The sequence below is a fragment of the Bacillus sp. UNC125MFCrub1.1 genome (assembly GCF_000701305.1).
Taxonomy (GTDB): Bacteria; Bacillota; Bacilli; order Bacillales; family Bacillaceae; genus Bacillus; species Bacillus altitudinis.
The window spans coordinates 173928-200307 of the sequence record NZ_JNIG01000009.1 but is presented as its reverse complement, the minus strand read 5'-3'; the positions used below and the strand labels follow the sequence as shown (position 1 = coordinate 200307).

The window sequence follows — 26380 nt, the reverse complement described above, 5'->3', positions numbered from 1 at the left end:
GCGGTAAAAACCTACAGCCTCTTCTTTGGAACAGTGATCGTATAGCGTACACCTAGTTCATCATTTTCAATTGATATGGACGCTTGATGCATTGAAAGAATTCGTTTGACAATGCTTAATCCAATGCCGAATTCGCCCTTTTTTCCCTTACTAAAAGGTTCGTATAGGCTGGATAGCATGTGTTCTTCAATTGGAGGGCCATCATTACGAATGACGATGCGAATTTGATCCTCTTCCTGCTTCATATGAATATCAATTTTATTTTTTGCGTAGCGAAGTTGATTTTCTAATACATTTTCAAATAATTTGCTCCATTGTTCTGGATCGCCTTCAAGTGCAGCCTCATCATCTAAGTCCACGTTCCACTGCAATTCATTTTTCGACCAGCGTAAACGGTCAACCACTTCCAGCATTGTATTACTCACAAGGAAGGGAGAATGCGCCGGATGTTGTTTTGATAAATAATCAAGCTTTGTTAAATACAGCAAATCTTTGATTTTCTTCTCAAGCTTTTCCGCTTCGCCTTCAATCACTTCCACCGTTTGTTCAAGATCTCCTTTAGGGAAAATTCCATCTTTAATAGACTGCGTATAACCGCGGATGACCATCACAGGTGTTTTTAAGTCGTGTGATATATTTTGCAAAAGCGTTCGTTCTGTTTCATCCTTTTGAATGAGCTTTTGTCTCATTTCTTCAATCGTATGCCCCAGTTTGCCAATTTCATCTTGCCGGTCAACCATCACAGGATCGTCCCAGTCTTCTTGTGCAATGCGCTTGACGTGCTTTTCAAACGCGACGATTGGACGTGATAAGTAGCGGGCGAGCCAAATCGATGGAATCCAGCTTAGTAAAATAACCGTTCCTAAGATGAAAATCAGCTGTTTAAACAGTGTAAAGGACAAGTCATCTCGATAAGAATCGGGTGCATATGACAAGAGAATATATTGTGTATTGCCTGTTGAGACTTTTTTGATCACAAAGAAGATATGCTGACCATTCACTTCTTCAGAATAGCGTTTTGTTGCGCTTTTTTGTTTTTTAACAAAGGACTGCACTTTTTCAATAAAGGCATGCGGGAAAAACTGAGCCATTTGATTTAATTCATCTGACGGAATCAGAATGTGCTGAACCGAGCGGTTTTCTGGTGTCGACTTTGGTGAGCCGTCTCGATTCAGAGGGTATTCTGTTAACACTTGCTGCTCGTTTTCGATGTTTTTATAAATTTCATTCGTAAAAAAGCTGCGTAATGTATTTGAAAATAAAATGATCAGGACAATCGAGATGGTGAGTAAAATGCCAGAGATGACAACCCAGATTTGAAAAGCGAGTGGTTTGTTCTTCATCCCTTTAGCATCCTATAGCCAAATCCATAAATGGTCTCGACTTTTAAGTCAGGCATTTTTTTGCGCAGCCGTCTGACAAGATCATCGACCACACGATCTGTCCCGAAGTAATCGTGCCCCCAGATCTTGACGAGGATATCTTCCCGGGAAAAGGCATGTCCTTGATGATGGGTAAATAAGAGCAGCAAATCAAATTCCTTAGACGTTAAATTAATCAGCTGATCTCCTTCATACACCTCTCTTACGTCCTCATGAATGATATAGGAAGAAACGGGTGTGACGCTTTGCTGCGGTGTGTCACTGTTTTTATATACAAGCTCCAGCAGCTTTTGCACGCGGATGATCAGCTCGCGCGGAAGAAAGGGTTTCGCAATATAATCACTGCTCCCGAGTTCTAAGCCAAGCACACGATCAATATCTGCATCACGTGCCGAAATAAAAATGACCGGTACGTCAGGCGAGGCTGCTTTGATTTCTTTAATGAGTGTGTAGCCATCTGTATCAGGCAGCATAATATCTAAAACCCATAGATGCGGGGGCTTGTTCATTGCTTCGCGTGCCGCTTCTCCGGTTAAAAAAGAGGACACATTCCAATTTTCACTCTCTAAATATTTGGTTAACAGTTCATTTAAATTCTGCTCATCTTCAACTAAATAAATGGTGTACGACAAAGTCTTCCACATCCTCTCAACGTCATTATAACGGGATACAAAGGCGGCATGTCAACAATCACACGCTTTTTTCACAATTTCACATATTCTTCTCATCATTATCCCATAATGTTTGTTTATGATAAGCTCAAGGGAAAAAAGGGCATAGACAAAAGGCTAATGAATAGGTGCTTTTCACCAATGTGCACACCTTGCTTTTTTTCTATGAATAAGTATTATATAATTTGACATATTGTCATAAAGAATTTTTCAATGATATTGCCATTAAGAGGACATGAGTCCTGTCTAGACATATGAATGAAGCATTTCATGAAAATGATGCAAAGGAGTGCAAGCGATGGATTTCCGAAGAGAAGATGAAGAGAAAAAAATGAATGATCAAGAACACACACATCAAGAGAATGAGAAACAAATAGAAGAACCAGAAAAAGAGAAAGAACTCGTTTTTCACCATCATGAAAACGAAGCATCTGCCTCTCAGGAGAGGGTGACAAATGGGTCTCCTCAAGTGATTGATGACCGTTCGTCTAAAAAGGAGAAAAAACGAAAGGCTGCATGGCTAAGTCCGATTCTTGGAGGGATTATTGGAGGCGGTCTTGTGCTTGGCATTACACCGCTTTTACCGCAGTCACAAGATACAGCGGCAAACACTCAAACCCAAACAGCATCAAGCGAACCGGCTTCATCTGAAAATTTCTCAACAAAACAAATCACCAATGCGACGAATGTTGCTGATATGGTAGAAGATTTAGAGCCGACGATTGTAGGGGTCTCAAACTATCAATCTACACAAAACTCGTTCGGTCTTAGCGGTGATTCAACTGAAGCAGAAGCTGGAACGGGTTCTGGTGTCATCTTCAAAAAAGATGGAAAAAAAGCATACATTATCACAAATAACCATGTAGTCGAGGGTGCCAATAAATTAAAGGTCACACTATACGATGGGAAAACAAAAGATGCCAAGCTTGTCGGCAGTGACGTAATGACAGATTTAGCTGTCGTGGAAATAAATGCTGACGGCATTGATAAAGTTGCAAGTTTTGGAGATTCTTCTAAGCTTCGGGCTGGAGACAAAGTCATCGCAATCGGGAACCCGCTCGGTGCGCAGTTCTCTGGTACAGTAACAGAAGGGATTATTAGTGGTCTCGATCGTACCGTTGAAGCCAATACATCATCTGGAACCGTTGAGATGAATGTGCTTCAAACAGATGCTGCCATTAACCCTGGAAACAGTGGCGGTCCACTGATCAATACAGACGGTCAAGTCATCGGTATCAACAGCTTGAAAATTAGCGAAAGCGGAGTAGAATCACTCGGATTTGCGATCCCAAGTAACGATGTCAAACCGATCGTAGATCAGCTGTTGAAAAATGGAAAAGTCGAACGTCCTTACCTTGGCGTACAAATGATTGACCTTGAGCAAGTGCCTGAAACGTATCAGGAAAATACACTTGGCCTATTTGATAAACAAATCGGTAAAGGAATCTATGTAAAAGATGTATCAAAAGGATCTCCTGCACAAAAAGCAGGCTTGAAGTCTGGAGATGTCATCATCAAGTTCAAAGGAAAAGATGTAGCGAACAGCTCACAACTGAAAGAAATCCTTTATAAAGAAACAAAAATTGGCGATAAAACGACAATGACTGTCATTCGTGATGGAAAGAATAAAAATCTTGATATTACCCTTGGGCAGTCTGATAACGAATAAAAGAAAACAGGTGGATAAAAGATCCACCTGTTAGATTGTTGACAAAGGGCTAAAATGAACTTGATTTTAGCCCTTTGTCTTCTTTTTTTCAGCGTGATAGAAAACCTTTGAAGTCTAGGAAGGACGAGTACTGGCGCGGAGCGAATTTGACATTCGTGAGCACCAGCACGCAGGATGACAAAGAATGCGAAGGTTTGTCTACACGCTGACAGGTGGATAAGCGATCCACCTGTTTTTTTGTGCCTATTTTTTTGAGGATAGTGTCCGTAAAATAATGTTTTCCCATACATTCCAAGGCAGGAGCTGCTTTGCTATGAATGAAAGACGAACACCTTTCCCGACAAGATACCTTAGCTTCTTTAGCCGCTTCTTCTCTGCAAGCGAAACCACAAGCTCTGCAACTTCGCCGGGATCTCCATAGTTGTTTTTTTGAGCCTCTATATAGGACATCATCTTTTGATAAATAGCTGTGTATTTAGAACCTTCTGCAGGCGGCGTCATTTGCTCATTCATGGAGGTGTTCCAAATGTTCGTTTGGAAAGAACCCGGCTCAATCAAAGCGGCCTGAATGCCAAACGCAGCCAGCTCAATTCGCAAACTCTCTGTATAGCCCTCTAGCGCAAACTTTGACGATACATATGGAGAGAGTGCGGGCATTCCCATGAGTCCGCTGATACTGCTCATATTCAATATTTTTGCACCGCTCGTCATCAACGGAAGGACTGCTTGTGTCATTTCCATCACACCAAAGACATTGACTTCAAATTGCTCACGGTACTGGTCAACAGGCACTTCTTCAGCAAAACCAGCATAGGCCGTTCCCGCATTGTTCACAAGCAGGTGAATGGGAGCATAGGCATTAAGCCTTTTTTGAAATGCTTGAATGGACTGTGTATCTGTCACATCTAATGCTTCAATATGTATTGATTCGGATAAAGCGGCGTTCTTTACTTCTTCGGCAAGCTTTTTCGCATTGGTTTCCTGTCTTACGCCAGCAATCACAGTGTACCCTTGCTGAGCGAGACGCAGTGTGATGAGCTTTCCGAAACCGCTGTTGGCACCAGTCACAATGGCTGTTTTATTCATCTTCCGGTTCTCCTTTTTGTTTTAATCTACCATAGTCTGCTGTTTTATTGAATAACCAAAAGGGGCTTGGAGAAGAATAAAAAACGATGCTATGAAATAGGAGGAAACACATGATGTGCTGGAAGAAGGCGGGACTGCTAGGAGTGCTGTTCTTTATGCTGTCTGGCTGTCGTTCAATCGAACCAATACAACATCCACATGAAGCAGAAGCTGAAAGTCTGTCAGCTGTTCAAATGAAGGAATTGCCATTTCAGCATTTGCAATTGCACGTACAATATGGACAAAAAAGCGAATTATATGAAGCTACCTATCGTCAAGCTGGTGGAAGAGAAGAAGCACTGATTCGAGATCATATGAATGGTGTCCGCTATGAAGGGGAAGAAGCTTTACGTGAAATGAAAATGAAGCTCAATGATATGTCGATTCCTAGTGCAAAGCTGAATGAAACATATGTCAATGAGTTATTATCTGCTTTTAATTTAGATGATGATTATCAGCGGATACGAGTCGATATCAAGCTCGAAGATGGGACAAAACGTGCATTCGAAAAGAAAAAGTAAACGAGACTTTCTCATTTTTTAATTGAAAATGATTTTCAAGATCACTTAAATCTGATACACTAAATTGAGATAAGTGATCTTTGACGTCTACATAGACGATATTCAATATAAAAAATTTGGATGAGAAAAGGAGCGTTTGAGCGGAATGAGTGCCATTTCTACTGAAGGTTTAAGCTTAGGTTACGGAGAAACAATGATCATAGACGAACTAAATGTGTCAATCCCTAAGGGTGAAATCACAGTATTTATTGGCAGCAATGGATGCGGTAAATCCACGCTACTTCGCTCTTTGGCCCGTCTCATGAAGCCAATGGGTGGTTCTGTCCTTCTTGAAGGTCATTCCATTGCAAAATTACCAACAAAGGAAGTGGCGAAACAGCTCGCCATTCTTCCGCAAGGACCAGAAGCGCCAGAAGGATTAACGGTGCATCAGCTCGTCAAGCAAGGGCGATATCCTTATCAAAATTGGCTGAAGCAATGGTCAAAGCAAGATGAAGAAGCGGTTAATCGCGCACTAAAGTCAACGAAGATGGAAGACCTTGCTGATCGAACGGTTGATTCATTATCAGGTGGACAAAGGCAGCGTGCATGGATTGCGATGACACTGGCTCAGGAGACGGATATTATTCTATTAGATGAGCCAACAACGTATTTAGACATGACGCACCAAATTGAAATCCTGGATCTTCTTTTTGATTTAAATGAAAAAGAGCAGCGCACGATTGTCATGGTTCTGCATGACCTCAATCTCGCTTGCAGATATGCGCATCACCTTGTGGCCATTAAAGACAAGGCGATTTATGCAGAAGGAAGACCGGAAACTGTCATTAACTGTGATCTTGTGAAAAATGTTTTTGATATGAACTGCCAAGTCACAACAGATCCTTTATTCGGAACGCCGTTATGTATTCCGCACGGCAGAGGACGCTGTATTGTCCAACAGGCACAAGCTGAGACATTTCTTGCTGCAAGATAATCGTATGTGAAAAGCCTGACATCTGTTACATGCAGAGTCAGGCTTTTTTCTGAAAAAAGGAGCGGAATACCAATGGGAAATGAATTAGATGAAAAGCTCGAAGGCCTACTTGATAAATATACAGAGCTGCTGCTTGGTGAAACGAATGAGGAACTGAAAAGAGAGGTCACGCAGTGGATCATCTATTCTCATATTGCCAAAAGCATGCCGCCTTTAGCCAAGCATTTTAATGACATGTATCCAGAGGCAAAAGAAGACATCAAAGAAATGATTCAGCGGATCAAGCAATTAAATGAAGCTCATCGTGCGAATAAAGACCGTTAAAAAACTGCCAGCTCAAACTGGCAGTTTTTCTTTATGACATGGGTGATGATCCGTACGGTGATTGATCTGTCAGTGTTTGCTGGAACTTTTGATGTGCCTGCTGGAGCTTCTGCTGGTCAGCGGCTTCGACAGAGTACCAGCCATATTTGAACATGACATCATATAAATGTCTTTGCGTTTTTTGTGTTTCTAGCGCAATTCGCTGAATATCTTGGTAAAGAGATTCATGGCTGAATTCATTGAGCGCTGTGTTATATCCGCTTGTCATATATTTTTCAGTCGACAAAAGGTCTGTGACAAAGTCGCGATCGTTCATGTTTGTCGTTGTTGGAACCGGCGTTTGTGGATTCCCGATTTTTTGTTGGTTTTGCTGTTCCATGTCTGTTACCTCCTATTGCATAAAGCCAGAAGACTGGCCTTGCCCTGAGCTGCCTAAATGCTGAAGAATTTGTGTGTAATGCTGATGATGCATTTGGCCAACTTGATTGAGTTCTTGTTTCAATGTTTGATCCTGACAATGCTCGGCCATAAAATGAGCCTTTTTCATGGCGATCAAATTCCAGTTCAGCATATCCTCTAGGTACAAGGAATCTTTTACTGAAATCACCTGTGGGGGCATATTCATTTGCTGGTTGTTCAAGATGTGTTCCTCCTTACGATTTCTTTTTATATTGCTGATTTTGACTGGTCTTTTTACCACCTAGGTCTGCTTCTTGTGATGGACCTGCGTTTCCTTTCACACTTGCAGCACTTACGCCTGCTTTTGATGGGTTCTTTTGCAAACGAGACATGTGGACATCACCTCCATTCTTACAATTCCCCCTCGTCTTTAATTCATACGCTGTAAAGAAAGACGCATGAGAATGTGTAAATTTTTGAAATCTGCTATTGAACTGTTTCGGAAAATCTTTTAAGATAAAGAAAGAGGCATTGCTTTTTTTTGGACAAAAAATGAATGACTGTTCATTCAAAATGTTTAGGGGGATATTTATGGGCAAACATATTCGCAAGGCGGCTGTCATTGGTTCAGGTGTCATGGGCTCAGGCATTGCTGCACATCTAGCCAATATCGGGATACCAGTAACATTGCTAGATATTGTGCCACATGAACTGACAAAGGAAGAAACGGCAAAAAAGCTAACGCTTGATCACCCTAGTGTTCGGAATAGATTAAGCCAAGACGCAATGAAAAAATTGTTAAAGCAAAAGCCAGCACCTCTTACTTCAGCCAAAAACCTATCATACATCACACCCGGAAATCTCACAGATCACCTTTCCTTATTACACGATGCTGACTGGATCATTGAAGTCGTCACTGAAAAGCTCAGCATTAAACAACACGTATTCTCTCTCATCGACGAACACCGCAAAGAAGGCAGCATCGTATCCAGCAATACATCCGGTATTTCTGTTGAAAAAATGGCAGAAGGCCGATCAGCTGATTTTAAACGCCACTTTTTAGGCACTCACTTTTTTAACCCAGCTCGTTATTTAAAGCTGTTAGAAGTAATTCCTATTCAAGAAACAGATCCAGAAGTACTCTCATATATGAAAACATTTGGTGAAGATGTACTTGGCAAGGGTGTGGTCGAAGCAAAAGATACACCGAACTTTATTGCCAACCGAATTGGCACTTATGGGCTTCTTGTCACAGTGCGTGAAATGCTTGAGAACAAATACACGATCGGAGAGGTCGATTCTGTTACAGGTCCACTCATTGGCAGACCGAAAAGTGCGACCTTCCGCACACTTGATGTGGTGGGACTCGACACATTTTCTCATGTAGCCCGCAATGTGTATGAACAGGTAGAAGGAAAGGAAAAAGATATTTTTCAGCTGCCTGAGTTTATGGAAAGAATGCTCGAAAAAGGGTGGATCGGCAGCAAAGCAGGGCAAGGATTTTATCAAAAAAACGGAAAGACCATTTTAGAGCTTGATCCTGTCACACTCACATACGGAGAACGGACAAAGCTGAAGGATCCAGGCATTGACATTACCAAGCAGCAAAAGGGGACAAAAGCGAAATTGAAAGCGCTTATTTATCAAGACGGCCGTGCTGGGCAATTGCTTTGGAATATGACCGCACCTGTTCTTCTTTATTCAGCTCATCTAAAAGGCGACATTGCGGATGATATTCAGTCCATCGATAACGCCATGAAATGGGGATTTGGCTGGCAGCATGGCCCGTTCGAGCTGTGGGATGCGATTGGCGTGAAAAAAGCCGTCAGTCGAATGGAAGCGGAAGGGCACAGCATCCCGACCTGGGTGCGAGATATGCTTTCACAAGGACATGACACATTCTATCAAGAAAATGCCGAAGGAGACCGTGCATTTTATCAGAATGGTGCTTATGAACAGGAAAAGGGAAACGACAAGAATATTTCGTTAGCTAGATTGAAAAAGAAACACGATGTCATTTTTAAAAATACAGGTGCAAGCTTGATCGATATCGGGGATGATGTTGTCTTGCTTGAATTTCATTCGAAAAGCAATGCCATTGGGCTTGATGTCATTGATATGATCAACCGTGCTGTAGATGAAACAGAAAAGAATTATAAAGGGCTGGTCATCGGTAACCAAGGAAAGAACTTCTGTGTTGGTGCGAATCTCGCCTTAATTTTAATGGAAGCACAGGACGACAACTTCTTTGAAATTGATTTTGTCATTCGTAGGTTCCAGCAGGCGATGATGAAGGTGAAGTATAGTGACCGTCCAGTTGTGGCTGCACCATTTGGTATGACACTTGGCGGAGGGACGGAGCTTTGTCTACCAGCAGCCGCTATCCAAGCGTCCAGTGAAACGTATATGGGGCTTGTCGAAGCGGGGGTCGGACTCATTCCGGGCGGAGGCGGAAACAAAGAACTCTATATTCGCCATCTGCAAGGAGCGGAAAAGCCATCAGCAACTGCGATCCAAGATGCTGCGCTACAAACCTTTGAAGCCATTGCGATGGCAAAGGTATCTACATCAGCAGAGGAAGCGCGTGATATGAAGATGCTCCGAGTGAATGACCGGATCAGCATGAATGGTGATCATTTAATCCATGATGCGAAACAACTCGTTCTTTCTCTTGATGAAGCGGGTTATCGTGCACCTCTGAAGCGAAAGGTGCCCGTGATGGGGGAAACAGGCTACGCAGCAATGGTGCTGGCTGCTGAAAACATGAGATTGTCTGGATACATTTCAGACCATGACATGACCATTGCGAAAAAACTAGCACATGTCATTTCTGGCGGCAAATTGCCATTTGGTACAGAGGTGGATGAACAATACTTATTAGAGCTTGAAAGAGAAGCCTTTTTAAGTCTTGTAGGGGAAGTCAAATCTCAGGCACGCATGCAGCACATGCTCGTTAAAGGAAAACCTTTACGTAACTAGGGGGGAGTCAAAATGAGAGAAGCAGTGATTGTAGCTGGCGCAAGAACACCAGTAGGGAAAGCCAAAAAGGGATCATTAAAACATGTCAGACCTGATGATATGGGCGCATTGTGTGTAAAAGAAACGCTAAAGCGTGCCGGTGATTATGATGGAACAATCGATGATTTAATCATCGGATGTGCGACACCAGAAGCAGAGCAAGGGCTGAATGTGGCCCGGAATATTGGGGCATTAGCAGGTTTGCCATATACAGTACCTGCTATTACCATTAACCGCTATTGCTCTTCTGGTCTGCAGTCAATTGCTTATGCAGGTGAACGAATTATGCTTGGGCAGGCAGAAACCATTTTGGCCGGAGGCGTCGAATCGATGTCGCAAGTCCCAATGATGGGTCACTCCATTCGTCCAAACGCTCTTTTGACAGAGCAAGCGCCTGAATACTATATGAGCATGGGCCACACAGCGGAGCAAGTGGCGCAAAAGTATCAGGTCACAAGGCAAGATCAAGATGCTTTTGCGGTGAGGAGCCATCAAAAGGCAGCAAAGGCACTTCAAGAAGGGAAATTTTCAGATGAAATTGTTCCCGTTGATGTGACAGAAAGACGGGTAGGAGAGCAGAATCAACTAGAAGAACGCCAATTTACGTTCTCACAAGATGAAGGTGTCAGAGCGGGCACAACAGAGGAGGTTCTCTCAACGTTACGACCTGCCTTCTCAACAAAAGGCACAGTGACTGCAGGAAACTCTTCGCAGACGAGTGATGGAGCGGCATGTGTCATGATGATGGATCGCGAAAAAGCATCTTCTCTTTCTCTTCAGCCGCTCGCCAAGTTCAGAGCGTTTGCTGTTGGTGGTGTACCACCTGAAGTCATGGGAATTGGGCCGGTTGAAGCCATTCCGCGTGCGCTGAAAATCGCTGGTCTAGAGCTGAAGGACATCGGGCTGTTTGAATTAAATGAAGCATTTGCTTCTCAGGCGATTCAAGTCATTCGTCATTTAGGGATCGATGAAGAGAAGGTAAATGTCAACGGCGGCGCCATTGCATTAGGACATCCGCTAGGCTGTACAGGAACGAAACTCACGCTGTCCCTCATTCATGAAATGAAACGGCGAAATGAACAATTTGGTATTGTGACGATGTGTATCGGCGGGGGCATGGGAGCAGCAGGCATTTTTGAATTGATCTAAAGGGGGAAAACAGGATGAAAGCAATGGAAGAAGTAAAAAAGGGTGGCAGTTTCTTAATTGATGAGACGAATTATGAGCATATCTTTACACCAGAGGATTTCTCTGATGAACATCAAATGATCGGGAAAACAACAGAAGATTACATTTTACAAGATGTCGTTCCGCACATCGATCAAATTGAAAATCATGAATTCGAGCATTCTGTTCGTCTCTTGAAAAAGGCTGGAGAGCTTGGCCTGCTTGGTGCTGATGTTCCTGAGGAATTTGGCGGGCTTGGGCTAGATAAAATCAGCTCAGCCATCATTACTGAAAAATTTGCAAGAGCAGGCAGCTTCTCTCTTTCTTACGGCGCCCATGTTGGGATCGGTTCTTTGCCGATCGTGCTGTTCGGCAATCAAGCGCAAAAGGAAAAGTACCTGCCAGGACTCGCCTCTGGAGAAACAATTGCGGCCTATGCCCTAACAGAGCCAGGGTCAGGTTCTGATGCGCTAGGTGCGAAAACAACGGCAGTCCTGAATGAAGCTGGAACACATTATGTCCTCAATGGGGAAAAACAATGGATCACAAACTCCGCATTTGCCGATGTGTTTGTCGTGTATGCGAAGATTGATGGTGAACACTTCTCTGCTTTCATCGTAGAAAAGGATTTTCCTGGAGTCAAAACAGGACCTGAAGAGAAAAAGATGGGCATTAAAGGGTCATCGACGAGAACGTTAATCCTTGAAGATGCCGAAGTGCCAAAGGAGAATTTGCTTGGTGAAGCAGGCAGAGGTCATGTCATTGCCTTTAACATTTTGAACATTGGACGCTATAAGCTGGCTGTAGGGACAATCGGAGCATCAAAACGAGTCATTCAATTATCGGCAGAGTATGCCAATCAGCGCAAGCAGTTTAAAACACCAATTTCTCAATTTAGCTTAATTGGCGAAAAAGCAGCCAACATGTCGGCAAAGCTTTATGCCATGGAAAGTGCTGTATACCGCACAGTCGGGTTATTTGAACAAAGAATGGGTCTGTTAAGTGACGAGGAGCAAAAGGATGGGAAACAAATTGCGCAATCCATTGCAGAATATGCGATTGAATGCTCTCTTTGTAAAGTGCTTGGCTCTGAAACGCTCGATTATATTGTGGATGAAGGTGTGCAGATTCACGGCGGATATGGTTTCATGCAAGAATACGAAGTCGAAAGAGCCTATCGCGACTCACGAATTAACCGTATTTTTGAAGGAACGAACGAAATTAACCGATTGCTTGTGCCAGGCACCTTCTTGAAGAAAGCGATGAAAGGAGAGCTTCCGCTTCTTCAAAAAGCGCAAACCCTACAGGAAGAGCTAATGATGATGATGCCGGAAGAGCCGGGTGATCAGCCGCTTGATCAAGAGAAATACTTACTTGCCCATGCGAAAAAGATCGCCTTGATGGTGGCAGGTATGGCCGCCATGAAATATGGGAAAGCATTAGACAAAGAGCAAGAAATCCTTGTGAATATAGCAGATATCGTCAATGAACTCTTTGCTGCTGAGTCGGCGGTCTTGCGTACGGAAAAAGCAATCGCAGCATCAGGCGCAGAAAAAAATGCACAAAAGCTTGCGTATACACAAATTTTCACGCAGGAAGCCTTTTTAAAGATTGAAGCTCATGCGAAAGAATCATTGATTGCCATGGAAGAAGGAGATTCACTCCGTATGAGTCTGTCAGCCCTTCGCAAGCTGACAAGATTCACGCCAATGAATGTCATCGCCAAAAAGCGCGAAGTGGCGAAACGAATCTTTGAAGCAGAGAAATATATCGTATAAGACGGCTGAAAAGGTGCGGATATCATGTCGCACCTTTTTGTAAGCATACATTTAGGTTTTTCATATGTTTTGTGATAAAATGTTGTCACTATTTGCAGGAGGTGAAAATGGTGGCTTTAGATTTTTACGAATACCCATCTTGCGGTACATGCCGAAAAGCAAAGAAATGGCTGGAAGAACACAATAAAGACATCAACAGCATACATATCGTCGAAGAGACGCCTGATAAAGAAACATTAAAAGCCCTTTACGAAAAAAGCGGTTTAGAGCTGAAGAAATTTTTTAATACGAGCGGTCAGAAATACAGAGAGCTGCAGCTGAAAGATAAACTTCCTGCAATGTCAGAGGACGAGCAGCTTGAATTACTTGCGTCTAACGGAATGCTAATCAAGCGTCCAATTACAACAGACGGCAAACGAGTGACAGTTGGATTTAATGAAGATACATTTAAAAGCGTCTGGAAATGATGTAACTTTCATTCAGATTGTGGTATCTTCAATATAGATTGTAAGAAAAGACTGGAGGGGTATGAAATGAGCACACCAAAAGATTTACGTTATTCAGAAGAACACGAATGGGTCAAAGTAGAAGGAGATAAGGTGCGTATCGGTATTACGCATTTTGCTCAATCTGAGCTAGGCGATATCGTGTTCGTTGAGCTTCCTGAAGTAGGAGACAAAATTACAGCGGACGAGCCTTTCGGAAGTGTAGAATCAGTCAAAACAGTTTCTGAACTATACGCACCGATTAACGGCACAATCGTTGAAGTAAACGATGAGCTTGATGACAGCCCAGAGTTCGTCAACGACTCTCCATACGAAAAAGCTTGGATGATCGTAGTAGAGCCAGCGGACGCATCTGAAATCGAGAACTTAATGACAGCTGAGCAATATGAAGAAATGACAAAAGAAGACTAATTCATGTGAAATTGGACACTCTACCTATATGGGGGGTGTCCAATTTGTCTTTTCAAAAAGAACAGGTGGATATAACAGAGCATGTCACTGGACGATTCAAAGAGAGCGGCATGGTGCTTTACCATCAAAACGAAGAGATTGGCACGATGATTAGTGAAAATCAATATGAATTAAAATCAGGTTATTCCTATGATCAAAACCGTTTTTATCGTCTGTCAGATACGTTGACCCATGGGACTGAAAAATATGTAGACTGTGACGATGAAAATGGCTGGTGCTGATCACAGATAAGGCTGCAGTGAGTGCTGCAGTCTTTTTGTTGATCAATTGCCCAATCTTTACAACCCGAATGAAAGATTGTAATCTAAGGAAGAAGTGAATCAACGTCAAAAGGGCCGGGTGATCGTGATGAATGTCGAGATAGAAAAGGTCATCATTGTAGAAGGTAAATCAGATAAACAGAAGCTAAAAGAAGTCATAAGTGAACCTGTTACCATCATTTGCACCAATGGCACGATCAGTACATCGAAGCTGGATCAGCTTGTGGACGATTTATTCGGGAAAGACGTTTACATATTAGCAGACAGTGACGATGCTGGCGACAAACTGCGGAAGCAATTCCGAAAAGAATTCCCTGAAGCACTGCATCTTTTTGTCGACAGAACGTACCGCGAAGTGGCCGCTTCACCGTCAGCCCACATTGCATCTATTCTATTAGCTGCAAACATTGATGTTCATTCGAAATATTTATAAGGGTGACGTATATGAAAGAGATTGAAGAGCATGAATTCAAGGAGATAGAGGACGATTTATTTCTTTTATACTTATATACACCGTTTTGCGGAACATGCCAGCTGGCAAAGAAAATGCTGGCAGTCGTAGACGCCATGCAGCCGGATGTACCATTTTACGAAAACAATTTAAACTATTCACCAGGTTTTGCAAAAGCATTTGAGATCGAGAGTGTTCCTTGCTTTCTACTGTTTAAAAAAGGAGAATTGGTGCAAAAAGGCTATGCTTTTCACTCCGTTCCATATCTTCACGAAATGATTGAAACCGCTAAATAAAGCGGTTTTTTGTCATATTTCAAGCAATTCATTTGAAAATTTGTCGAGCTATTTATAAAGGACAAGCCGATGTTTGTAGAGAAATGTTATGTATAACCAAATGACAGGGAGGTTATACATGTGGAAAATGTGAAAGCCCATGGAAGTGCAGGGCAGCGATTATTGTTAAAGCCGTTGCTCTCATCATCATCCTTGAAGATTACATTTGAGGCGGAAACGGACTCTTGTACATTGATTGTGGATGAACGTGGTGAAGTGAAGAAACTACCTGCAATTGAGTTATCGGATCTCATCTTTTATGGTGAGCGAAAAGAGATTTTGCAATTATTAGATGGAGACATGTCCTTACAGCAGCTGATCAGCAGAGGACAAGTGAAAGTGAAAGGCTCATTTCGAGCTCTTCTAAGACTAGAAGCGGTACTTTGGCTGACGAACGGTTTTTTTCGAAAAATGATAACGTAGTCGTTTACTTGGAAATTAGCGATTTACAGCGTTGACATATCTCAGATAGCATGATATTCTACGTTAGTAAAAACATGAACATCACATAAAACAACATATTTTCTCTTATTAAGAGAGGTGGAGGGACGTGCCCTATGAAACCCGGCAACCGTCAGCATAGCTGAAATTGGTGCCAATTCACTCAAAGCCGCAACGCTTTGAAAGATGAGAGAAAGGCGTATTTGATATAAAAGGCCTTTCTGCTTGCGTTGCAGTTAGGTCTTTTTTACTGACCTTGCGTCAGGCTAGAGTCATAACAGTCGGAAGAATAATTGAACGTATGTGATGGCAACCTATAGATTCAGCAAGAAAGCAGGTGAACAGACTGTGATCCATTTACAGAATGTATCAAAAACGTATCTTTCAAAAAGCGGAAATGTTGATGCCGTGAAAGACGTCAACTTGGATATCGATAAAGGTGAAATATTCGGAATTATCGGGTATAGCGGCGCTGGGAAAAGCTCCCTGATTCGCCTATTAAACGGTCTGGAGTTGCCAACAGAAGGAATCGTTGAAGTGGCAGGCAACCGGATCAATGAAGTATCGAATGCGAAACTTCGGAAAGCAAGACAAGAAATCAGCATGATTTTCCAGCACTTTAACTTGCTCTGGTCAAGAACAGTGAGACAAAATATTATGTTCCCGCTCGAGATCGCAGGTGTACCAACGTCAAAACGGAGAGCTCGTGCAAACGAACTGATTAAATTGGTCGGTTTAGAAGGAAAAGAAAATGCATATCCTTCTCAGCTCAGCGGCGGGCAAAAGCAGCGTGTAGGGATTGCGAGAGCATTAGCAAATGACCCAAAAGTTCTGCTATGTGACGAAGCCACTTCTGCGCTTGATCCACAAACAACGGATTCCATCCTTGAGCTTTTAGCCGATATTAATAAACGACTAGGACTCACCATTGTATTGATCACACACGAAATGCACGTCATTCGCAAAATTTGTCACCGTGTGGCAGTGATGGAGAATGGCCGTATTGTCGAAGAAGGCGAAGTATTACGTGTCTTCAGACAGCCGAAAGAAGAAATGACGAAGCGATTCGTGAAACAGCTTGCTGAACCAGAAGAAGCAAAAGAAACGATCGAGCACGTCCTAGAGAGAGTAAAAGAAGGTCAGGTCGTCAGGTTGTCCTTTATTGGAGATTCTGCCGAACAGCCGCTGATCACGGAAATTATTCGATCCTTCAAGGTCGATGTGAACATCCTGCAAGGAAAGATTTCTCAAACGCAGGAAGGCGCGTTTGGAACACTCTTTATCCATATTAATGGAGACGAGAACGAAGTTGAAAAAGCCATCGCCTATATCCAAAGCAAACAGGTTGAAATCGAGGTGATGACACATGTTTGAGAAATGGTTTCCGAACGTTGATCTAGAGGTTATTTGGAACGCGACGGGTGAAACGGTCTATATGACACTCATTTCATTGGCATTTGCCTTTGTGATCGGTATTATTCTTGGTCTGCTGCTCTTCCTTACAGGAAAAGGCGGCCTTTGGGAAAATAAACCGATCAATGCTGTCATCGGCGCAGTCGTCAACATTTTCAGATCGATTCCTTTTATCATTTTAATTATTCTTTTACTAGGGTTTACGAAATTTTTAATGCATACAATTTTAGGCCCAAATGCAGCATTACCAGCCCTTGTCATTGGCTCAGCTCCTTTCTACGCACGTCTTGTTGAAATTGCACTGCGTGAAGTAGACAAAGGAGTCATTGAAGCAGCACGATCTATGGGAGCAAAAACGTCGACCATTATTTTCAAAGTATTGCTTCCAGAATCACTGCCAGCCCTTATTTCAGGAATTACTGTAACAGCGATTGCTCTGATTGGCTCTACTGCGATTGCAGGAGCAATTGGAGCAGGCGGACTGGGTGACCTTGCTTATGTAGAAGGATACCAATCTGGTAATACAGATGTCACACTTGTAGCCACTGTGTTTATTCTGATCATCGTCTTTATCATTCAAATAATCGGTGATTTGATTACAAATAAAATTGATAAACGTTAAGGGAGGAATTATTCATGAAGAAATTGATTTTAAGTGCACTATTTCTAGCATTTGCAGGCATTTTAGCTGCTTGCGGTTCATCAAATAACGCAAGCGATAACAAAACCATCACGGTTGCCGCTTCAAAAACACCACATGCCGAGATTCTTGAAGAAGCAAAACCACTTCTAAAAGAAAAAGGCTACGATCTAAAAGTGAAAGTACTGAGCGATTATAAAATGTACAACAAAGCATTAGCTGAAAAAGAAGTGGATGCGAACTTTTTCCAACATATCCCTTACTTGAACGAAGAAAATAAATCAAACAAAGATTACAACTTAGTGAGTGCTGGTGCCGTTCACCTTGAGCCTTTCGGTATCTACTCTAAGAAATACAAATCAGTAAAAGATATTCCAAACGGCGGCACGATCATCATGACAAACAACGTAGCTGAGCAAGGACGTATGCTTGCCCTATTACAAAATGCTGGTGTGATCAAGCTTGATCCAAAAGTAGATACAATCAACGCAACAGTCAAAAACATCAAAGAAAACCCGAAGAACCTAAAATTCAAAAAAATCGCTCCTGAACTAACAGCAAAAGCTTATGAAAACAGTGAAGGCGACGCTGTATTTATCAACGTTAACTATGCGATCCAAAATAAATTGAATCCGAAAAAAGATTCAATCGAACTTGAGCAAACGAAAAATAACCCGTATGCAAACATCGTCGCTGTTCGCAAAGGTGACGAAAAATCAGAGAAGATCAAGGTATTAATGGAAGTTCTTCACTCTGATAAAATCAAAGAATTCATCGACAAAAAGTATGATGGTGCAGTATTGCCTGTATCTGAATAACAAAAAGAAGACAAAGGGCTAAAATGATCTTTATTTTAGCCCTTTGTCAATAATCTGCAACCTCGCTTTCATCAAAGCGGGGTTTTTTTGTGTATTTTTTCAAATCTCGCTCATAATAAAAACGAACAAATGACTTGAAGGGATGGAATGAAGATGAATGAACAACATATGAGCGGATCGATGCAGCAATCATTGACGGATTATAAAACGGCAATGGGTGAATTCCAGAAGAAAATGCCGGTGTTTGGCAAGAAATTTAATGAATTTACGGAGCAGTGCTTCCAGAGCGATTCATTAACGCAAAAAGAAAAACAAATGATTGCCCTTGGCATCAGCATTCATGCACAGGATGAATATTGCATGATTTATCATACAAAGGGAGCGCTCGACCAAGGCGCAACAGAAGAGAATTTGCTGGAGGTCGTCAGTGTGGCGGCAGCGTTTGGCGGCGGTGCTGCGCTAAGTCAAGGCATCACAGTTGTTCAGCAATGTATTGATGAATTTGGAGGACAGACGCATTAAGGGAAGGATAAGGTGGTATTTTTCCATATCAGGGAGTTGAGTTCTTCTCAGCCAAGTGTGTAAGAAAATATGCCAGTATACCGCGTCATATCCTTTTTGAGTGAAGCAGCATGCCTTTGATACAATAAAGCTACACTCAGAGAAGGGAATGGTTTATTATTTGTTCGGACCAGAGTACACTGGGATTGGATTATACCGCCGAGATGGAAAAGGCCATGCATCAATCTCATGGCATGAGTTATGCAGAGTACGAAAGAGACCATGACTTACGAATGAAAGTAGAACTTAAACGAGAGCAGTCCTATCGAGATGAGAAAAGACAGCTCGCAAAAATGAATATACGAGGCTATTGATAGCTAAGGGGCGGGGAGAACAGTTTCCCGCCCTTTCTTTATGAAAACAGTCTTTTCGACATAAATCCTTTTATCTACCTGTATTTTTTGTTAGAATTTTGAGAGCATCCTCTCACGCTTGTCGTGAATGTGTTGTATTCACTTTTAATTTGTTATAAAATTAGAATGAGAATAAATTGAGAATAATGATTATTTTGGAGGTATCGATATATGACTGCTTCGACATTAACAATTAAGGACTTGCACGTTGAGATTGAAGGGAAAGAAATCTTAAAAGGTGTAAACCTAGAAATAAAAGGTGGAGAATTCCACGCAGTAATGGGACCAAACGGTACAGGTAAATCTACTTTATCTGCTGCTATCATGGGCCACCCTAAGTATGAAGTGACAAAAGGCAGCATTTTGCTTGATGGCGAAGATGTTCTTGAAATGGAAGTAGATGAGCGCGCTCAAGCGGGTCTTTTCCTTGCAATGCAATATCCATCTGAAATTAGTGGTGTAACAAATGCAGACTTCCTTCGTTCGGCTATTAACGCACGCAGAGAAGAAGGCGATGAAATCTCTCTCATGAAATTCATCCGCAAAATGGACGAAAACATGGAATTCCTTGAAATGGACCCAGATATGGCACAGCGCTACCTAAACGAAGGTTTCTCAGGTGGGGAGAAAAAACGTAACGAAATTCTTCAATTAATGATGATTGAACCAAAAATCGCCATCCTTGACGAAATCGACTCTGGTCTTGATATCGATGCACTGAAAGTTGTTTCTAAAGGGATTAATAAAATGCGCGGCGAAAGCTTCGGCTGCTTAATGATCACTCACTATCAGCGTCTATTGAACTACATCACACCAGATCACGTTCATGTCATGATGCAAGGACGTATTGTGAAATCTGGCGGACCAGAACTCGCGCAGCGTCTAGAAGCAGAAGGTTATGACTGGATTAAAAAAGAGTTAGGAATTGAAGACGAAACTGTTGGTCAAGAAGCGTAAGCGTTAGGAGGATTATTGATGACATTAGAAACGAAATTATCAGTAGATCAAGATTATGTCAAAAGCTTCTCCGAGAAGCATCAGGAACCGGCATGGATGAGCTCCCTTCGCTTACAGGCTCTTGAAAAAGCAGAAGACCTCCCAATGCCAAAGCCTGACAAAACGAATATTTCAAAATGGAATTTAACAAATTTCAAACAGCATACAGTTGAAAGTGCGCCATTTGGATCTTTAGAAGAGCTTCCTGAAGAAGTGAAATCTCTTATTGATTTAGAGGACACAGATAAGACAGTCTATATTCAGCGTGATCAAACGCCAGCATACTTGTCTCTTTCTACTGAAGCAAAAGACAAAGGCGTGATCTTCACTGATATCCATACTGCGATTCGCGAACATGGAGAGCTAGTGAAGAAATATTTCATGACTGATGCAGTGAAAGTGGATGAGCACAAACTAACAGCTCTACATGCTGCTTTAGTGAATGGCGGAGCTTTCCTCTATGTACCGAAAAACGTAGAGCTTGAAGCACCAATTCAAGCCGTTTATCTTCATGAAAATGACGAAACAACGTTGTTTAACCATGTCATCGTTGTAGCAGACGATCATAGTGCTGTGACATATGTAGAAAACTACATCAGTACGGCAACACCAGAAGAAGCGATCTTCAATATCGTGTCTGAAGTCTTCACGGGTGCAAATGCCCGCGTCACTTACGGTGCAGTGGATAACCTTGCAGAAGGTGTGACAGTCTATGTGAATAGACGTGGTATGGCAAATGGTCGTGACAGTAAAATCGAATGGGCGCTTGGTCTGATGAATGATGGAAACGTCGTGTCTGAAAACATCACAAAGCTTATGGGCGACGGTACATTCGGTGATACGAAATCAGTTGTTGTTGGCCGCGGGAATCAAACGGAAAACTTCACAACAAGCATCATCCACTTCGGTAAAAACTCTGAAGGGTATATCTTGAAGCATGGTGTCATGAAGGATCAAGCATCTTCTATCTTTAACGGGATTGGTAAAATCGAGCATGGCGCAACGAAGTCAAATGCGGAGCAAGAATCTCGTGTTCTCATGCTGAGTGAGAAAGCACGCGGTGACGCTAACCCAATTCTTTTAATCGATGAAGATGATGTAACAGCAGGGCACGCTGCTTCTGTTGGGCGTGTTGATCCAATTCAACTCTATTACCTCATGAGCCGTGGGATTTCCAAAGAAGATGCAGAAAGACTTGTCATTTATGGCTTCTTAAATCCAGTCGTCAAAGAACTGCCGATTGAAGGAGTTAAAAAGCAGCTCGTTTCTGTGATTGAAAGGAAAGTAAAATAATGAATATCAAAGACGTTCGTGAGCAGTTTCCAATCCTTCATCAGCAAGTGAACGGACATGATTTGGTGTATTTGGACAGTGCAGCGACATCTCAAAAACCACGAGTTGTCATTGATGCAATGAATGAGTATTACCGGTCTTACAACTCGAACGTCCACCGGGGTGTTCATACCCTTGGCACAAGAGCAACGGACGCATACGAGGGTGCAAGAGAAAAAGTTCGAGCATTCATTGGCGCTTCTTCTGTCCAGGAGATTATTTTTACTAGAGGTACAACAACAGCACTGAACACAGTGGCAATCAGCTATGCTAGAGCAAACCTTAAAGAAGGCGATGAGATCGTCATTACGCATATGGAACATCATGCGAATATCATCCCTTGGCAGCAGGCAGCAAAAGCAACTGGCGCCACATTGAAATATATTCCGTTACAGGAAGACGGCACGCTGTCGCTTGAAGATGTGAAGCAAACCATCACACATCAAACGAAAATCGTTGCTGTCACACATGTCTCAAACGTATTAGGAACCATCAACCCAATTAAAGACATCGCAAAGATTGCTCACGATCACGGTGCAATTATCGTCGTCGATGGTGCCCAGAGCACCCCGCACATGCAAATTGATGTTCAGGACTTGGATTGTGACTTTTTCGCTTTCTCTGGGCATAAAATGTGTGGACCGACTGGCATTGGTGTTCTTTACGGGAAGAAGGACCTTTTGAATAATATGGAGCCTGCTGAGTTTGGCGGTGAAATGATCGACTTTGTGGATCTATATGATTCTACATGGAAAGAGCTGCCGTGGAAATTTGAAGCGGGAACACCGATTATTGCAGGAGCAATTGGGCTCGGAAAAGCGATTGATTTCTTAAATGACATCGGAATGGAAGAAGTCAGCCGTTACGAGCATCAGCTTGCGACTTATGCACTTGAGCGCTTTAAGGAGCTTGAAGGTGCCACGGTTTACGGACCGCAGCACCGAGCTGGACTTGTGACGTTTAACTTAGACGACGTCCATCCTCATGATGCCTCAACTGTTCTAGATACGGAAGGTGTCGCCATTCGTGCTGGACATCACTGTGCACAGCCGCTCATGAAATGGCTTGGTGTATCAGCGACTGCAAGAGCAAGCTTCTATCTGTACAATACAGAAGAGGAGATTGACGAGCTCATGGCAGCGCTCCGTAAGACAAAGGAGTATTTTACGAATGTCTTTTAATGTAAACTTAGACACACTGTACAGACAAGTGATTATGGATCATTATAAAAATCCGAGAAACAAAGGTGTGTTAAACGACAGCATTGTCGTCGATATGAACAACCCAACGTGTGGTGACCGCATTCGTCTCACGATGAAAATCGAAGACGAAAAAGTCATCGATGCGAAATTTGAAGGAGAAGGATGCTCGATTTCGATGGCATCTGCCTCTATGATGACGCAGGCGATTAAAGGGAAAGATATTGAAACAGCTTTGAAAATGTCTCAGATTTTCTCCGATATGATGCTAGGAAAAGAATACGACGATTCCATTGATCTTGGTGACATTGAGGCGCTGCAGGGAGTCGCAAAATTCCCAGCGCGCATCAAATGTGCAACATTATCCTGGAAGGCGCTTGAAAAAGGCGCATCTGCCGAAGATAACGGCAAATCATAAGATTGGAGTGAAAATGGATGGCTAAAAAAATGCCAGATGTTGGTGAATATAAATACGGCTTTTCTGATAAAGACGTTTCCATTTTCCGTTCAGAGCGCGGACTGACAAAAGAGATCGTTGAAGAAATTTCTCGTATGAAAGAAGAGCCTCAGTGGATGCTCGACTTCCGTTTGAAATCTCTTGAGCACTTTTACAACATGCCGATGCCACAATGGGGCGGAGATTTAAATGCATTAAACTTTGATGAAATTACGTACTACGTAAAACCATCAGAACGCTCTGAGCGTTCTTGGGATGAAGTACCAGAAGAAATCAAACAAACCTTTGATAAGCTTGGAATCCCTGAAGCAGAGCAAAAGTACTTAGCAGGTGTATCTGCTCAGTACGAATCTGAAGTTGTGTATCACAACATGAAGCAAGATCTTGAAGATCTAGGCATTGTGTTTAAAGATACAGACAGTGCATTAAAAGAGAACGAAGACATCTTCCGTGAGCACTGGGCAAAAGTCATTCCTCCGACTGACAACAAATTTGCTGCGCTTAACTCGGCTGTATGGTCTGGTGGTTCATTCATCTACGTACCAAAAGGCGTAAAAGTAGATACACCACTTCAAGCATACTTCCGAATCAACTCTGAGAACATGGGTCAGTTCGAACGTACACTGATCATCGTTGATGAAGGCGCACACGTGCATTACGTAGAAGGCTGTACAGCTCCAGTTTACACAACAAACTCACTTCATAGTGCGGTTGTTGAAATCATCGTCAAAAAAGGCGGCTACTGCCGTTATACGACGATTCAGAACTGGGCAAACAACGTCTTCAACCTTGTGACAAAACGTACAGTATGTGAAGAGAATGCAACAATGGAATGGATTGATGGAAACATCGGTTCTAAGCTGACAATGAAATACCCAGCGGTCATCTTAAAAGGTGAAGGCGCTCGTGGTATGACATTAAGTATTGCCCTAGCAGGTAAAGGTCAGCACCAAGATGCAGGTGCAAAAATGATTCACCTTGCACCAAACACATCTTCAACGATCGTATCGAAATCGATTTCCAAACAAGGCGGTAAAGTCACATACCGCGGAATCGTTCACTTCGGACGCAAAGCAGAGGGTGCACGCTCAAACATCGAGTGTGACACACTCATCATGGATAACAAATCAACATCTGATACGATTCCTTATAATGAAATCTTAAACGACAACATTTCATTAGAGCACGAAGCGAAGGTATCAAAAGTATCAGAAGAACAGCTATTCTACTTGATGAGCCGCGGAATTTCTGAAGAAGAAGCAACAGAAATGATCGTCATGGGCTTCATCGAGCCATTCACAAAAGAACTGCCAATGGAATACGCCGTTGAAATGAACCGTTTGATTAAGTTTGAAATGGAAGGTTCTATTGGTTAATACAGAGGGTTGAAAATGATTGATATAAGAGGTTGATGAAGCGTGCCGAATTTGTGCCGATCAAGATGACCTTTTAGTGTATGAGACGAACTTTTTAAGTTCGTCTTTTTCTATTTCATTGGTTACATCTAAGTTGACTATGTATAAAAAAATGTAAAAAATCTTTATTGAATGATACTGGAGTTAAGATTTCTCTTTTCACTAAGAAGGTTAAAGGTAAACAAGAGTGGAAAGATCCTACATCTGGTTGGACCATTTCAAGAGATTTTGGGAAAGAGAATTCTCATGGAGGAAGTTACTACAAAATAATGAATAAATCCGGAGAGCGTATAGCTACACTAAATAAAAGTGGTCATATATTAAGAAAATAAAAATTGTACATAAAAGAATGAAAGGAGAATGAGATATGGTTCATCTAGATTATTTACAAAGTGAATTCAATATTGATTTAATTAATGATTCCTTTGACGAGTTACCTCTAAGCCTTCATATTCAACTCGAAAAAGAAATGTATCAGTTTAATGATCAAGGCAATTTAAATCCTCAATATTTTAATAAGGTTTATAATGTTGCAATAAGTATATTTGATGAACTTTTTGGGGAGAACGATTTATTGTTCGTCGTCACAATTGTTCGAAGCGAGCATTCATTACAGAGGCCGATAGGAGTATATAGTAAGTATTCAAAAAAAATTAATAAATATAGACTCAATGTAAAAAATTCTAAAGATGAGAATGGAAAAGTCATTCAATATTCTTTAGAAACAAAAAAACAGCATATAGAGTACAAGAAAATAATCAAGGCAATATGTAATCAAGATTTTAAAAGTATGGCTCCGAGGTTCAATGACAAATATAGTAGTTATCCTGAAATATTCTTTATAAATAAAGATTTTATTTATCATATTTATGATGACAGAGGGGCATTCTTATTATTTAAAGATGAGAGAAAGCATGAAAAATTTAAAACAAAGTATAGTACTTTACTGGTAGGAGAAGATTATAATTAAAAGAAACTCTCTTATTGTTAGTTTCCTCATTTGCGTTTGACCGCATTGAGAAAACTTTTTCATCAAACTCTTTTCTAAATGATCATAAATACTTGCAACATATAATTTAGTACTGTATAGTTCTAATCATGACAAAGATAAAATTAATGAATCAAAAACGTGTACTTGAAGTGGCTGCAACATTATTTTTGGAAAAAGGGTTTGCTTATACAAGTATGGATGAATTAGTTCGTGTAAGCAAAGTGTCAAAGTCTAATGTGTATTATCACTTTTCTAATAAGGAGGAATTATTAGAAGGGGTCGTTGATTATTGGATTGATATGTATCAAGCTGCAATAGACGACGTAATGTCTCAGACTCAATTTTCAGTTGAAGATCGTACCCAAATGTTTTTAAAGCAATTATCACAAGGCGTTCAGTCGAGAGAGTATAAGGGCGGCTGTCCATTTATTACTCTTTATATTCAAAGTCCTGCACAGGCCACACAAATAAAAGAAAAAATAGGTCTTTTTTTTACAGGATTACAAAAGAAAGTTTCTCTGTTACTAAAACAAGGGGTAGAGAATGGAGAATTCAGAAAGACGATTCATATTGATGAAGTGGCATCACTTTTTATGACAAATCTTGAAGGAGCGTTATTTATTTCAGAAACATTGAAGGATGCCACTGTCATCACAAAAACAGCAGATCATTTATTTAACTTGCTTCGATAACAGAAGCATTTTTTTTACA

General features: G+C 41.7%; 31 protein-coding genes and 1 riboswitch. Of the genes, 25 read left to right on the top strand and 6 right to left on the bottom strand.

Going from position 1 to position 26380, the window contains the following annotated elements; all coding sequences use genetic code 11:
- Nucleotides 1–11: 11 nt before the first annotated feature.
- Together N521_RS01240 and N521_RS01235 are read right to left on the bottom strand one after the other, a co-directional pair.
- Entirely contained in the window at nucleotides 12–1343 is a 1332-nt protein-coding gene (locus tag N521_RS01240) for a HAMP domain-containing sensor histidine kinase (protein ID WP_007500323.1), read from the bottom strand.
- Nucleotides 1340–2014: a response regulator transcription factor gene (locus N521_RS01235; protein WP_035389355.1), complete on the bottom strand. Its 675-nt coding sequence runs from the start codon at nucleotides 2012–2014 to the stop codon at nucleotides 1340–1342. The genes N521_RS01240 and N521_RS01235 overlap by 4 nt, the downstream gene beginning before the upstream one ends.
- A 337-nt stretch (nucleotides 2015–2351) precedes the next feature.
- Between N521_RS01235 and N521_RS01230 the strand changes: the two genes are divergently transcribed.
- Nucleotides 2352–3722, top strand: coding sequence for a S1C family serine protease (locus tag N521_RS01230; RefSeq protein WP_008347064.1), 1371 nt, complete (start codon nucleotides 2352–2354; stop codon nucleotides 3720–3722).
- A gap of 243 nt (nucleotides 3723–3965) precedes the next feature.
- Here N521_RS01230 and N521_RS01225 read toward each other — a convergent pair whose 3' ends face one another.
- Complete coding sequence (locus tag N521_RS01225) at nucleotides 3966–4808, bottom strand: oxidoreductase (protein WP_017368022.1); 843 nt, start codon at nucleotides 4806–4808, stop codon at nucleotides 3966–3968.
- Nucleotides 4809–4921: 113 nt separating this feature from the next.
- Between N521_RS01225 and N521_RS01220 the strand changes: the two genes are divergently transcribed.
- The 3 genes from N521_RS01220 (at nucleotide 4922) to N521_RS01210 (ending at nucleotide 6668) form a co-directional block, all read left to right on the top strand.
- Nucleotides 4922–5368, top strand: a complete 447-nt coding sequence (locus N521_RS01220; protein WP_171465740.1) for a YusW family protein — start codon at nucleotides 4922–4924, stop codon at nucleotides 5366–5368.
- Between the two features lie 145 nt (nucleotides 5369–5513).
- Nucleotides 5514–6344 carry an ABC transporter ATP-binding protein gene (locus N521_RS01215; protein WP_035389352.1) on the top strand — a complete coding sequence of 277 codons (831 nt, stop codon included), beginning with the start codon at nucleotides 5514–5516 and terminating at the stop codon, nucleotides 6342–6344.
- Nucleotides 6345–6416: 72 nt separating this feature from the next.
- Nucleotides 6417–6668 (top strand): YusU family protein, encoded by a 252-nt coding sequence (locus N521_RS01210; RefSeq protein WP_035389350.1) that lies wholly within the window; start codon nucleotides 6417–6419, stop codon nucleotides 6666–6668.
- A gap of 31 nt (nucleotides 6669–6699) precedes the next feature.
- Here N521_RS01210 and N521_RS01205 read toward each other — a convergent pair whose 3' ends face one another.
- From N521_RS01205 to N521_RS18980, 3 genes are read right to left on the bottom strand one after another with little or no spacing between them, the layout of a single operon-like run.
- A complete protein-coding gene (locus N521_RS01205) occupies nucleotides 6700–7047 on the bottom strand; it encodes a spore coat protein (protein WP_007500333.1) in 348 nt (115 codons plus the stop codon).
- Between the two features lie 12 nt (nucleotides 7048–7059).
- Nucleotides 7060–7311 carry a hypothetical protein gene (locus tag N521_RS01200; protein WP_060698253.1) on the bottom strand — a complete coding sequence of 84 codons (252 nt, stop codon included), beginning with the start codon at nucleotides 7309–7311 and terminating at the stop codon, nucleotides 7060–7062.
- 10 nt (nucleotides 7312–7321) lie between these two features.
- On the bottom strand, nucleotides 7322–7459 hold the full coding sequence (locus N521_RS18980) for a YuzL family protein (RefSeq protein WP_008347049.1): 138 nt from the start codon (nucleotides 7457–7459) through the stop codon (nucleotides 7322–7324).
- 199 nt (nucleotides 7460–7658) lie between these two features.
- Between N521_RS18980 and N521_RS01195 the strand changes: the two genes are divergently transcribed.
- From N521_RS01195 to N521_RS01100, 21 genes are all read left to right on the top strand, one after another.
- Nucleotides 7659–10046 (top strand): 3-hydroxyacyl-CoA dehydrogenase/enoyl-CoA hydratase family protein, encoded by a 2388-nt coding sequence (locus tag N521_RS01195; RefSeq protein WP_035389347.1) that lies wholly within the window; start codon nucleotides 7659–7661, stop codon nucleotides 10044–10046.
- Between the two features lie 12 nt (nucleotides 10047–10058).
- On the top strand, nucleotides 10059–11234 hold the full coding sequence (locus N521_RS01190) for an acetyl-CoA C-acetyltransferase (RefSeq protein ID WP_019743167.1): 1176 nt from the start codon (nucleotides 10059–10061) through the stop codon (nucleotides 11232–11234).
- Between the two features lie 14 nt (nucleotides 11235–11248).
- Complete coding sequence (locus N521_RS01185) at nucleotides 11249–13030, top strand: acyl-CoA dehydrogenase family protein (protein ID WP_024719779.1); 1782 nt, start codon at nucleotides 11249–11251, stop codon at nucleotides 13028–13030.
- Nucleotides 13031–13140: 110 nt separating this feature from the next.
- On the top strand, nucleotides 13141–13497 hold the full coding sequence (locus tag N521_RS01180) for an arsenate reductase family protein (RefSeq protein WP_008356673.1): 357 nt from the start codon (nucleotides 13141–13143) through the stop codon (nucleotides 13495–13497).
- Nucleotides 13498–13563: 66 nt separating this feature from the next.
- On the top strand, nucleotides 13564–13947 hold the full coding sequence (gcvH, locus tag N521_RS01175) for a glycine cleavage system protein GcvH (protein WP_008347039.1): 384 nt from the start codon (nucleotides 13564–13566) through the stop codon (nucleotides 13945–13947).
- A gap of 44 nt (nucleotides 13948–13991) precedes the next feature.
- Nucleotides 13992–14228 (top strand): YusG family protein, encoded by a 237-nt coding sequence (locus N521_RS01170; RefSeq protein ID WP_008347037.1) that lies wholly within the window; start codon nucleotides 13992–13994, stop codon nucleotides 14226–14228.
- Between the two features lie 127 nt (nucleotides 14229–14355).
- The gene (locus N521_RS01165) at nucleotides 14356–14700 is read left to right on the top strand and encodes a toprim domain-containing protein (RefSeq protein ID WP_008347035.1); all 345 of its coding nucleotides are present in this window, start codon (nucleotides 14356–14358) and stop codon (nucleotides 14698–14700) included.
- Between the two features lie 11 nt (nucleotides 14701–14711).
- Nucleotides 14712–15014 carry a thioredoxin family protein gene (locus N521_RS01160; protein WP_024426005.1) on the top strand — a complete coding sequence of 101 codons (303 nt, stop codon included), beginning with the start codon at nucleotides 14712–14714 and terminating at the stop codon, nucleotides 15012–15014.
- Nucleotides 15015–15134: 120 nt separating this feature from the next.
- Complete coding sequence (locus tag N521_RS01155; RefSeq protein ID WP_008347033.1) at nucleotides 15135–15476, top strand: SCP2 sterol-binding domain-containing protein; 342 nt, start codon at nucleotides 15135–15137, stop codon at nucleotides 15474–15476.
- Between the two features lie 102 nt (nucleotides 15477–15578).
- Nucleotides 15579–15687, top strand: a riboswitch (SAM riboswitch).
- A 155-nt stretch (nucleotides 15688–15842) separates the two neighbouring features.
- Nucleotides 15843–16868, top strand: coding sequence for a methionine ABC transporter ATP-binding protein (locus N521_RS01150; RefSeq protein ID WP_017359288.1), 1026 nt, complete (start codon nucleotides 15843–15845; stop codon nucleotides 16866–16868).
- On the top strand, nucleotides 16861–17529 hold the full coding sequence (locus N521_RS01145) for a methionine ABC transporter permease (RefSeq protein WP_008347031.1): 669 nt from the start codon (nucleotides 16861–16863) through the stop codon (nucleotides 17527–17529). Before N521_RS01150 ends, N521_RS01145 begins: the two co-directional genes overlap by 8 nt.
- A gap of 14 nt (nucleotides 17530–17543) precedes the next feature.
- Nucleotides 17544–18365 (top strand): methionine ABC transporter substrate-binding lipoprotein MetQ, encoded by an 822-nt coding sequence (metQ, locus tag N521_RS01140; protein ID WP_007500351.1) that lies wholly within the window; start codon nucleotides 17544–17546, stop codon nucleotides 18363–18365.
- 153 nt (nucleotides 18366–18518) lie between these two features.
- Entirely contained in the window at nucleotides 18519–18887 is a 369-nt protein-coding gene (locus N521_RS01135) for a carboxymuconolactone decarboxylase family protein (RefSeq protein WP_003212803.1), read from the top strand.
- 215 nt (nucleotides 18888–19102) lie between these two features.
- Complete coding sequence (locus tag N521_RS19605; RefSeq protein ID WP_008356693.1) at nucleotides 19103–19240, top strand: YuzK family famiily protein; 138 nt, start codon at nucleotides 19103–19105, stop codon at nucleotides 19238–19240.
- Nucleotides 19241–19450: 210 nt separating this feature from the next.
- Nucleotides 19451–20236 carry a Fe-S cluster assembly ATPase SufC gene (gene sufC / locus N521_RS01130; RefSeq protein WP_007500355.1) on the top strand — a complete coding sequence of 262 codons (786 nt, stop codon included), beginning with the start codon at nucleotides 19451–19453 and terminating at the stop codon, nucleotides 20234–20236.
- Nucleotides 20237–20254: 18 nt separating this feature from the next.
- Entirely contained in the window at nucleotides 20255–21568 is a 1314-nt protein-coding gene (gene sufD / locus N521_RS01125) for a Fe-S cluster assembly protein SufD (protein ID WP_035389341.1), read from the top strand.
- Nucleotides 21568–22788, top strand: a complete 1221-nt coding sequence (locus tag N521_RS01120; RefSeq protein ID WP_035389339.1) for a cysteine desulfurase — start codon at nucleotides 21568–21570, stop codon at nucleotides 22786–22788. The genes sufD and N521_RS01120 overlap by 1 nt, the downstream gene beginning before the upstream one ends.
- A complete protein-coding gene (sufU, locus tag N521_RS01115; RefSeq protein ID WP_008347017.1) occupies nucleotides 22778–23224 on the top strand; it encodes a Fe-S cluster assembly sulfur transfer protein SufU in 447 nt (148 codons plus the stop codon). Before N521_RS01120 ends, sufU begins: the two co-directional genes overlap by 11 nt.
- Nucleotides 23225–23241: 17 nt before the next feature.
- Nucleotides 23242–24639: a Fe-S cluster assembly protein SufB gene (gene sufB / locus N521_RS01110; protein ID WP_007500362.1), complete on the top strand. Its 1398-nt coding sequence runs from the start codon at nucleotides 23242–23244 to the stop codon at nucleotides 24637–24639.
- A 406-nt stretch (nucleotides 24640–25045) separates the two neighbouring features.
- Nucleotides 25046–25648 (top strand): DUF3885 domain-containing protein, encoded by a 603-nt coding sequence (locus N521_RS01105; protein ID WP_035389337.1) that lies wholly within the window; start codon nucleotides 25046–25048, stop codon nucleotides 25646–25648.
- A 146-nt stretch (nucleotides 25649–25794) separates the two neighbouring features.
- On the top strand, nucleotides 25795–26361 hold the full coding sequence (locus N521_RS01100; protein WP_017359293.1) for a TetR/AcrR family transcriptional regulator: 567 nt from the start codon (nucleotides 25795–25797) through the stop codon (nucleotides 26359–26361).
- Nucleotides 26362–26380 lie beyond the last annotated feature (19 nt).